The sequence below is a fragment of the Paraburkholderia bannensis NBRC 103871 genome, assembly GCF_000685015.1.
GTDB classification, from domain to species: domain Bacteria; phylum Pseudomonadota; class Gammaproteobacteria; order Burkholderiales; family Burkholderiaceae; genus Paraburkholderia; species Paraburkholderia bannensis.
This window is the reverse complement of record NZ_BAYA01000010.1, coordinates 322,006-332,510: the sequence shown is the minus strand read 5'-3', so window position 1 is coordinate 332,510 and position 10,505 is coordinate 322,006. Positions and strand designations below refer to the sequence as shown.

Below are 10,505 nucleotides of genomic sequence, written 5' to 3'. Positions count from 1 at the left end.
AAGCGGTACTGGGGCGCGACGATATCGGCGTGACGGAGAACTTCTTCGAAGTGGGCGGCGACTCGATCCAGAGCCTGCAGATCATTGCGCGCGCCCGCGAGGCCGGTCTGGTGCTCACGCCGCGTCAGGTGTTTGAGCACCCCACGGTGGCGCGCCTCGCGGCCTGTGCAACGACCGCACACACCGACGCCGCGGCAGGCGAGCGCAGCGGCCTGCTGCCGCTCACGCCGATCCAGCACTGGTTCTTCGAGCGCTATCCGCACGGCGAATCGCACTGGAACCAGTCGGTGCTGCTGACGGTGGAGGGCGCGCTCGATGTGGTCGCGCTCGAACACGCGGTGGCGGCGCTGTCGGCGCGTCACGATGCGCTGCGCCTGCGCTTCACGCGCTCGGCGCAAGGCTGGACGCAGCAGGTGGCGACGCTCGACGAAGCCGCTGGCGAGGCGGTGCTGCAGCGCGTGCCGGTGGCGTCGCTCGACGACATGGAAGCGGCCTGCGACGCGCTGCAGGCCAGTCTCGATCTGGAGGCGGGGCCGCTCTGGCGCGTCGGCGCGATGGAAATTGGCGAAGCGGGCAAGGCTGGCAGAGCAACGCGCATACTGATCGCGATTCACCATCTCGCGGTCGACGGCGTGTCGTGGCGCGTGCTGCTGGCCGACCTGCAGCTTGCCTACGAGCAGGCCGAACGCGGCGAGACGCCCGCGCTGGCAGCGCGCTCGACGCCTTGGAGCGTGTGGACGCACAAGCTCGACGACTACGCGGCGCAACCCGAGCGGCTGGCCGAACTCTCGTGGTGGCAGACCGCGCTCGACGTGAGCGACCTGGCGACGCTGCGCAAGCCCGGCTCGCCAGGCGCGGGCATGCAGCGCGGCAAACAGGTCTGGAAGCTGGACGCCGCGCGCACCGCCGCACTGCTCGAACACGCGCCGCGCGCTTACCGCATGCGTATCGACGAGGTGTTGCTCGGCGCGCTGTCGGCGGCGATCGGTAGCGTCACGCAGGCGCGCAACGTGCTGGTCGAACTCGAAGGCCATGGCCGCGAGGACGTGATCGACGCCGTCGATCTGAGCGCGACGCTTGGCTGGTTCACGACGCAGTATCCGGTCGTGCTGCCGGTGCTCGACGACGCAGGCGCGGCGTTGCGGGCCGTGCGCGAGCGCCTGCGCGCGGTGCCGGCCCGGGGGCTGCACTTCGGCCTGCTGTCGCGCAACGCCGATGCGGCAAGCCGCGCCGCGCTCGCCGCGTTGCCCCAGCCCGAGATCAGCTTCAACTACCTGGGCCGTTTCGATCAGACCTTCGGCGCGCACAGCCGTTTTGGCTTCGCGCAGGAGTCGGCGGGACGCTCGACACGCGCTCGCGACGACGATCCGGATCGTCTCCTCGACATCAACGGCCTGATCGCGGGCGACACGCTCACGCTCACCTGGAGCTGGAGCGAGCGGCTGCTCGACTCCGCGCTCGCGAGCCAGATCGTCGAGGCGTTCGATCGCACCCTGGGCGCGTTGATCGACCATCTGCGCGACGCGCCGCGCGAGGCCGCTGAGAACAACGCTACGACAGCGGGCGACGAAGCGCGTGAAGCCGCACACGCTGTGACGCAGCACGATGGCGTCGCCGGTACGTGGCTCGAACGCGCGGCACTCGAACTGACGATTGCCTCGGCGGCGCGGCTGCCTGCCGCTGAGCACGCCGGCGAAACTTCAGAAGCCGCCGACATGCGTTTCGCGGCGTTGCCGCTCAATGCGCTGGGCGCACCGCGCACCGTGTTCTGCTTCCATCCGGGCCACGGCATGATCGGCGACTACCGCACGCTTGCGAAATCGCTCAATGGCGTGGCATCGCTGATCGCCATTCAGTCGCCATTCCTTCGGAGCGCGGGCTGGCAAGGCGATTCGATCGAATCGCTGGCGCTGGATTATGCGCGCTGCATTCAATCGATCCAGCCGCACGGCCCGTATGCGCTGCTCGGCTGGTCGTTCGGCGGACGGGTTGCGGTGGCGGTGGCGCACCGGCTCGCGCAGGCGGGCGAGTGTTGCGACTTCATCGGCATCGTCGATACGGCCACGCACTGGCTTACCGACGAAAGCGCCACCCTCAAGCGGGGCGCGGCCGACCTCGCGCAAGATGCGCCCGATCTGTCGTTTGACGCCTGGCGCGCCGACTCCGCACGCGCCACGCTGATTCGCGCCGCGCTGCGCGCCGACGCGCTGCACACGGACTGGATGGCGCGGCACGCGCTACCGCTGCTGGAGACGCCGCTGCACGTCTGGCGCGCCACACGTAACGACGCCGATCCGCTGCGTCGCATGGACTGGGCGCGTCACACCCTTGCCGGGGTGCACGACTATGCGATCGACGCGACGCACGCGGGCATCGTCCACCATCCATCGTTGCAGAAAGCGTTGGCGCAACGCTTCGCATAGAGGCATATCCAAAAGCAATCACGAGGAGGGCATAAGGCGGCCCCGCAGCAGCCCAAAAGCTGCCATCGGGCCGCCGTCGGACTTTCATATTCCATACAGCTAAATATTCTCCTTGAATAGAAATGAGAGTCATTCCGATTTAGAGTATTATTTACGCCGCTGCGAAGGCATAAAGACAAAGCAAAGTGAGCAGTGGACATTCTGGAGAGTTGAATAAATGAAGGTAAAAGGCTACGGGAAGCGGACAACGGCGCACGCACGGGCAGGGGCACCGCGCTTCCGGCAGGGTTACGTGATGATCATGATGGGCGTGATCGGGACGATCGCGCATGCGCAGCAGACGGCGCAAAACGCGGCGCAGACTTCGACGACCGCGCAGTCCAACGCACAATCGGCGACGCAAACGACCACGCCGACCACCGACGGCAGCACGTTGCCGGCCGTGCAGGTCAAGGGCACGGCGATCCAGGATCCGCAGGGTCCCGGCGTCGGCTACGTGGCGACGCGCACGAAGACGGGTTCGAAGACCGACTCGGCCATCATCGACAACCCGCAATCCATTTCCACGGTCACGCGCCAGCAGATGGACGATCAGGGCGTGCAGACCGTCGACCAGGCGCTGCGATACACCACCGGCGTGTACACGCAGGACGGCACCGACGTGCGCTTCGACCAGCTGCGCGCACGCGGTTTCGACATGGACTCGTACCTGGACGGCCTGTCGCTCTACCAGTCGCCGCGCTTTGCCACGCCGCGCATCGACACTTATCTGCTCGACCGGATCGACGTGCTGTTCGGCCCGTCCTCGGTGCTGTACGGCCAGGGCAGCCCCGGCGGCATGGTCAACTATGTGAGCAAGCTGCCGACCGAAACGCCGTATCACGAGATCGAAGCGGTCATCGGCAATCACAACAACTACCAGTTGGGCTTCGACTTCAGCGGCCCGCTGAACCAGGACGGCACCGTGCTGTATCGCGTGACCGGCCTCGGGCGTGACGCGGAAACGCAGGTCAGCGACATCAAGGACCAGCGCATTGCGATTGCGCCGTCGATCACGATCAAGCCCGATCGCCAGACCAGCCTCACGCTGCAGGCCGGCTATCAGCGCGACCCGAACGGCGGCCTGTTCAATCCGATCACCGCCAGCGGCACGATCTGGGACAACCCGAACGGCCAACTCGGCCCGGATAAATACTTCGGCGACCCGAACACCGACGGCATGCACCGCACGCAATACTGGTTCGGCTACCAGTTCCAGCACGCGTTCAACGATACGTGGAGCGTGTCGCAGAACCTGCGTTATCTGCATATCGACGAGCGCTATTACCAGACCTCGGTGACGAGCAATCTGACCAACAACGACACGGCCTACATGTGGGGCAATGTCGATAACGAGCACTGGAGCCAGTTCCAGGTCGATACGCACGCACAGGCGAAATTCGCCACCGGGCCGGTCGACCATACCGTGCTGTTCGGCGTGGACTATCGCCGCGTGCTGGGCGGCGACGACATGGGCGGCGGCCTCGCAGGCACGCTCAATCTGTACAACCCGGACTATTCGTCGCTCACCACCATCGTGCCGACCGAGCACGACGACTATTCGCTGAGCCAGATCGGCGTCTACGCACAGGACGAAATGCGCTACAAGCGCTGGGTCTTTACGGTGGGCGTGCGCGAGGACTATGCGGGCACCAACCAGCAGACTTCGTCGGGCGTTTCGCACGCCAACGACCACGCCTTCACGTGGCGCGCGGGCCTTGCCTACGAGTTCGACAACGGCATCGTGCCTTACGTCAGCTATGCGCGTTCGTTCGAACCGGTGCTCGGTTCGACGGAAAGCGGCTCGCCGTTCGTGCCGACCACCGGCAAGCAGGTCGAGGTGGGCGTGCGTTACCAGCCGAAGGGTTATGCGGGTTACTTCCGCGTGTCGGCCTACGATCTGCGCCAGAACAACGTGTCGACCACCGATCCGGACAACGCGAACTATTCGGTGCAGACCGGCCAGATCCGCTCGCGCGGCATCGAAACCGAAGCGCACGTGAACGTCACCGAAGATCTCAAGCTGATCGCCTCGTACACCTACCTCAACCAGGTCGTGACCGAGGACACCACCTACGAAGGCAAGCGCCCGACTATCGCACCGCGCCACAACGCGGCGATCTGGGCCGACTACACCTTCCATCGCGGCCCGCTGCGCAACTTCGGTCTGGGCGGCGGTCTGCGCTATATGAGCAGCTCGGAAGGCAATAACGCCAATACCTTCCAGGTGCCGGCGCGCACGCTGGTCGATCTGGCGTTCCACTACGACTGGCAGAACTGGCGACTCGGCCTGAACATCAACAACCTGTTCAATCACGAGTACATCTCGTACTGCACGAACACGTTCTACTGCTACTGGGGTGCGACGCGCTCGATCGTCGGGTCGGCGCGTTACACCTGGTAAATGGGCAGGTCAGTGAGGAAGTCTAGATAGCGTGGTAAAGATCGCCGATACGCTTGTCGAGGCATCCCAGGCGCGTCCCGACGATGTCGGGCGCGCCTGCGATTCAGGGCGTCGCCGTGCACTGGCCAGACTGGCCGCGTGTGTGGCGGCGCCCACTTGCCTCTTGCCGCCGTCGCGGGCGGCATTCGCAGATGATGTTGCGCATGCAACGACTGGTGAACGGATCGGCGTACAGACCGCCGCGCCGCGCCGCGTCGTCGTGCTCGACTGGGATCTCACGGAAATCGTGCTGTCGCTCGGCCTCGTGCCGGTGGGCGTGGCGCGGCCGCTGTGGTACACCAGACTCAACAGCGTGCCGCCGCTGCCCGCGCAGGTCGTGGACACGGGGCTGCTGTTTCAACCCAATTTCGAGGTCCTGCATGCCTTGCGGCCGGATCTCATCATCGTCACCAACTGGCATGCGATGTTGCACGCGCAACTGGAGAAAATCGCGCCGACGCTCAGCGTGACGATCTACCAGTCCGGCGTCGATGCGTTGCCGGGTCTGCGCGCGCAGACGCTGTATCTGGGCGCGGCGCTTGGCCGTGCGGCCCAGGCCCGGGGGCTGCTCGCGCAGCTCGACGACACGCTGACGGCCTGCAACCGGCGTTTGACCGATGCCCGTGCCGCACGCCGCGCGCCGCTCTTTCTCATGCGGCCCATCGACGGTCGCCACGTCACGGTCTACGGCGAGCGCAGCCTGTTCGGCGGCATCGCGGGCAAGCTTGGCTTGCGCAACGCGTGGCAAGGCAGCAGCGATATTCAGGGCATGGCGCAAACCGATCTGGCGGAACTCGCCACCGCGCCCGACGCGCGCGCGATTCTCAACGGCACGCCGCTGCCCAACGTGGCGAGCGATCTCGCCAGCAGTCCGCTGTGGCGCGGCCTGCCGTTCGTAGCCGGGCGCAGGATCGCCTCGACAGCCGAGATTGCGCCGACCGGCGGCCCGATGTCGGCGATGCGCTTCGCCCGTGCCTTGACCGATGTCTTGATGGAGGCGCAATCGTGACTCGCGTGTCTGAACGGCGTTTCGAAGCGCCTTCGCCCGTACTGGCCCGGCACGCGCTCAATGCAGCCTGGCTGCCCTTCACGCTGGCCGTGCTGACCGCGCTGCTCGCGCTGCACACGCTATCGGCGTGGCTGCCGGCGGGGCAGTGGTTTTCTGCTTCGGCGCATACCGATGCGACGTTCCAGCTCAAACGCCTGGTCGTCTGGTACGCATGGCTGCCGCGCTTCGCGGTGTCGCTGCTCGCGGGTGGGGCGCTCGCCTACGCAGGCGTGCTGTTCCAGCAGGTGCTGCGCAATCCGCTGGCCGAGCCGCTGACGCTGGGGGTGGCGGCGGGCGGCAATCTTGCCCTGACGGCCGCCGCGATCTGGATGCCCGCGTGGCTTGCCGGCATGCGCTTTACCGTGGTGCTGTGCGGCGCGGTCGGCGCCATGCTGGTGACGCTTGCGCTCACGCGTAAAAAGCGCTTCTCGCCGGTGGCCGTGATACTCGCGGGCATGGTCGTGAACCTGTATTGCGGCGCGGTCGGCGTGATCCTTACGGTCGCCTATGAGCGACAGCTGATCGCGGTGTTCATCTGGGGCGGCGGCTCGCTGAGCCAGAACGGCTGGAGCAGTTTTCTGTGGCTGCTGCCGCGCGTGATCGGCGCGGTACTGGCCGGGGCGCTGCTGGTACGCCCGCTCACGCTGCTCGCGCTTGGCGACGAAGGCGCGAGCCAGCTTGGCCTGCCGCTCGCATGGACGCGCGGCGCGGCCCTGGGCGTCGCGGTGCTGCTCAGTGCGTTCGTCGTCAGTTCGGTGGGCGTGATCGGCTTCGTGGGGCTGGCCGGTCCCGCGCTGGTGCGTCTGGCGGGCGCACGAACGTTGCGTTCGCAACTGCTATGGGGGCCGCTGACCGGCGCGCTGCTGCTCGCGCTGACCGATCAACTGGTGCAATGCCTGCCCGGCGTGGCCGGCGACCTGTTGCCGACCGGCGCGGCCACGGCGCTGCTCGGCGGGCCGCTGTTGCTATTTCTGCTGCGCAAGATGCCGATGGACGGCGCGCTGTCCGTCCACAGCGACCCGGCTCTCATACCGCGGCGCGATGCGCGCTACGTCGCCGCGGTGCTGTGCGTTGCGCTGGTGGCGGCGGTATTTGTCTCGCTGCATCTGTCGCAGAGCGTGCAGGGCTGGACGTGGAGCAGCGGCGCGCAATTGAGCGAGCTGATCGACTGGCGTTGGGCGCGCATGCTCGCCTCTGGCGCGGCGGGCGTGATGCTCGCGCTCGCGGGCGTGCTCCTGCAACGCACCAGCGGCAACCCGATGGCGAGTCCCGAACTGCTCGGCGTGAGCGGCGGGGCGATGCTCGGCGTGATGGGCGTGGCGCTGTTCGCGGCCGCGCCGACCACCGCGCAACTGCTCGGCGCCTCGGGCGCGGGCGCGCTCGCGGCGCTCGCGTTGATGCTGTTGCTGGGCCGCAAGCGCGGCTTCGCGCCCGGCTATCTGCTACTCGTCGGCGTGGCGATCAGCGGCTTCTCGCAATCGCTGATCGCATTGGCGACCGCCAGCGGCGGAGCCTGGTCCTTCCTGCTGCGCAGCGTGACAATGGGCTCGACGTATCTGATGACGCCTTCCATCGCGCTGACGGCAGCGTGCTGGACTGTGTTGGGTTGCGCCGCCGCGTCGTTGTGCGCGCGCTGGCTCGACATCCTGCCGCTCGGCGGCGCGGTCACTGATGCGCTCGGCGTCAACAGCAGGCGGGCGCGTCTCGCCATGTTGCTGCTGTCCGCGCTGCTGACGGCGGGCGCGACCGTGGTGATCGGGCCGCTCTCGTTCGTCGGCCTGATGGCGCCGCATCTGGCGCGTCTGCTCGGCTTTCCGCGCGCCCGTGCGCAAATGATCGTCGCAGCGCTGATAGGTGCGTTCGTGATGGTGGCGGCCGACTGGTTCGGCCGCAATCTGATCTTCCCGCAGCAGATGCCCGCCGGGATTCTGGCGATGCTGATCGGCGGCCCGTATCTGCTATGGCTGCTGCGCCGCTGAGCGACGACTGTATTTTCTTTACGTTTGACCACAGGATCCGATGACACGTACCCTGCGATACGCCATGCTGATTCCGGCAAGCGCGCTGCTGATGGCCGCTTGCGCAACTCAACAGAACATCGGCGCGGAGGACGCCGGCCCAGGTGGGCACGATCACCACGTGCGGATCGTGCGCACGGCGGAAGGCACGCCGCATATTCGTGCGTCGAACTGGCAGGATCTCGGCTACGGGTACGGCTATGTGCAGGCGCAGGACGATCTGTGCACGATGGCGCAGGCGTTCGTCACGTATCGCGGCGCGCGCTCGCAGTATTTCGGAGCGGACGGGCATGGCGATTCGACCTCGTCGTTCGGCATGCCGCGCAACCTCGACGCCGACTTCTTCTTCCGTTTCATGCTCGACGACGCGGCGGTCGCACGCTATCGCGCCGCGCAGACCGCGCCGATGCAGAAGCTCGTGAACGGTTTCGCCGAGGGCTATGACCGCTATGTCGGCGAACTTGCTCACGGCGCTCATGCGGGCGCGCAGTCGCAATGCCGCGGCCAGCCGTGGGTCATGCCGATTTCCGCCGACGATGTGTATCGGCGTTTGATGGCGGCGATGCTCGCGGGCGGCGCGACGCGCTTTATCGGGGCGATCGCGAATGCGCATCCGCCCGAGGCCGGCGTAGCGTTGCCGGGGCCCGCGGCGGCAGCCGGGCAGCCGCGCGATGGCGGCGCCACGCCTGAAGCGCAAACGCTCGCCGCGCAGTTCGAAGTCGGCGGCGGGCATGGCATCGGCAGCAACGCGCTGGCGTTCGGCGCGGGCGAGACGCGCGACCGGCAGAGCCTGTTGTTCGGCAACCCGCACTGGTTCTGGCGCGGCCCCGATCGCTTCTACCAGGCACAACTGACGATTCCTGGCCAGATCGACGTGGCCGGCGTGTCGTTTCTCGGCGTGCCGGTGATCGTGATGGGCTTCAATCGCAATGTGGCGTGGACGCACACGGTGTCCACCGCGCGCCGCTTCGGGGTGTTCGAGCTGAAGCTCGTGCCGGGCCACCCGACCCAGTATCTCTACGATGGCCGCGTGCAGGACCTCGATGCCGTGCCCGTCACGGTGCAGGTGCGCCATGCCGACGGCACGCTTGCGCCGGTGACGCGCACGCTATATCGCTCGCGATTCGGTCCACTGGTCGATCTTTCTTCGACGGCGAAGCCGCTGCAATGGAGCAATGCGCACGCGTTCGCGCTGCACGACGTGAACGCGGATAACGCGGAAGCGTTCGAGAACTTCCTGCAGTGGGGCCGGGCTGGTTCGCTCGATGCCTTTATTGCGACGCAAAAGCATTTCGCGGCGATGCCGTGGGTCAATACCGTCGCGATCGGCCGTGACGATCCGCGCGTCTGGTACGCCGATATCGGCGCGGTGCCCAACGTGCCGGACGCGCTGGCTGCGCGCTGCACGACCGCGTTAGGTCATGCCTTCGACGCGATGGTGCCGGGCGTGCCGTTCTTCGACGGCAGCCGATCGGAGTGCGCGTGGAGCGGCGCGCCAGTCGCAGCGTCGCACGACGAGGCACGCAAGGCGCGGCTGCCAGTGCAGGCGATGCCCAGCCTGTTGCGCGAAGATTACGTCGGCAATTTCAATGGCAGCTTCTGGCTCAGCAATCCGGCCGCGCCGCTCACGGGCTACGCCAGCATCATGGGCGAGACCGGCACAGCGCAATCGCTGCGCACGCGGCTTGGCCATACGATCGCCGCGCAACTGCTCGCGCAGCCCGGCGGCGTGACGCGCGAGGCACTGGAGCGGCGCGTGCTCGACAGCGAATCGATGTCGGCCACGCTGCTGCGCAAGCCCGTGCTCGATGCGCTGTGCACGACCCGCACGCTGGTCAATGGCGTCGATCTCAGCGAAGCCTGCAACGTGCTGCGCGGCTGGGACGGCAGCGGCAATGCGCAGGCACGCGGCGCGAATCTGTGGGACGCGTTCTGGCGCGAGGCCAGCAAGATCCCAGCACAGCAGTTGTACGCCACGCCGTTCGACCCGGCGCGCCCGCTCGACACGCCTGCCGGTTTGAAAGCCGACGATCCGATGGTGAAAGCGGCTCTGACGCAGGCGCTTGCCAAAGCTGTCGAGACACTCAAGAAGGCGGGGCTCGCACTCGATTCCACCCGCGCGCAGTGGCTCTACTCGCAACGTGGCGACGTGCGTTATCCGCTGTACGGGGGCTGCGACTACGCGGGCTATTTCACTTCGGCCTGCATGGAAGGCATGATCCCGCGCAGCGCCACCGCGCCCGATGGCGATCTGCATGGAAACAGCTATATGCAGGTGGTCGGGTTCGGCGAGCAGGGGCCGCAGGCGGACACGATGATGGCGCCGTCCGAATCGAACGATCCGGCTTCTGCGAATTTTGCCGAAGGCACGGCGCGCTATGCGCACAAGATTTGGACGCGTTTCCTGTTCGATCAGGCAGCGGCTGAAGCCGCCAAAGGCAGCCGCACCGAAGTGCTCGACAGCACGCAATAAGGCGGCAGGACACGGGCAGATCCGACGATGCGTGAAGTTGCGTTAGAGGATCTGCTCGTAA

5 protein-coding genes are annotated in these 10,505 nt (G+C 66.9%); all 5 read left to right on the top strand.

Going from position 1 to position 10,505, the window contains the following annotated elements; genetic code table 11:
- The coding region (locus tag BBA01S_RS18555) for a condensation domain-containing protein (protein ID WP_027817764.1) at positions 1–2,423 on the top strand (2,423 nt) is incomplete at its 5' end.
- Between the two features lie 217 nt (positions 2,424–2,640).
- The gene (locus BBA01S_RS18550) at positions 2,641–4,866 is read left to right on the top strand and encodes a TonB-dependent siderophore receptor (RefSeq protein WP_027817763.1); all 2,226 of its coding nucleotides are present in this window, start codon (positions 2,641–2,643) and stop codon (positions 4,864–4,866) included.
- 31 nt (positions 4,867–4,897) lie between these two features.
- Complete coding sequence (locus tag BBA01S_RS41745) at positions 4,898–5,914, top strand: iron-siderophore ABC transporter substrate-binding protein (protein ID WP_245641522.1); 1,017 nt, start codon at positions 4,898–4,900, stop codon at positions 5,912–5,914.
- On the top strand, positions 5,911–7,932 hold the full coding sequence (fhuB, locus tag BBA01S_RS18540; protein WP_245641521.1) for a Fe(3+)-hydroxamate ABC transporter permease FhuB: 2,022 nt from the start codon (positions 5,911–5,913) through the stop codon (positions 7,930–7,932). Before BBA01S_RS41745 ends, fhuB begins: the two co-directional genes overlap by 4 nt.
- Positions 7,933–7,972: 40 nt before the next feature.
- Positions 7,973–10,444 (top strand): penicillin acylase family protein, encoded by a 2,472-nt coding sequence (locus BBA01S_RS41740; RefSeq protein WP_042297479.1) that lies wholly within the window; start codon positions 7,973–7,975, stop codon positions 10,442–10,444.
- Positions 10,445–10,505: the final 61 nt, after the last annotated feature.

Bases quoted from the DNA above. Each gene is read 5' to 3' on its own strand.
- BBA01S_RS41740 (WP_042297479.1), top strand. From the start codon at position 7,973: ATGACACGTACCCTGCGATACGCCATGCTGATTCCGGCAAGCGCGCTG.
- BBA01S_RS18550 (WP_027817763.1), top strand. From the start codon at position 2,641: ATGAAGGTAAAAGGCTACGGGAAGCGGACAACGGCGCACGCACGGGCA.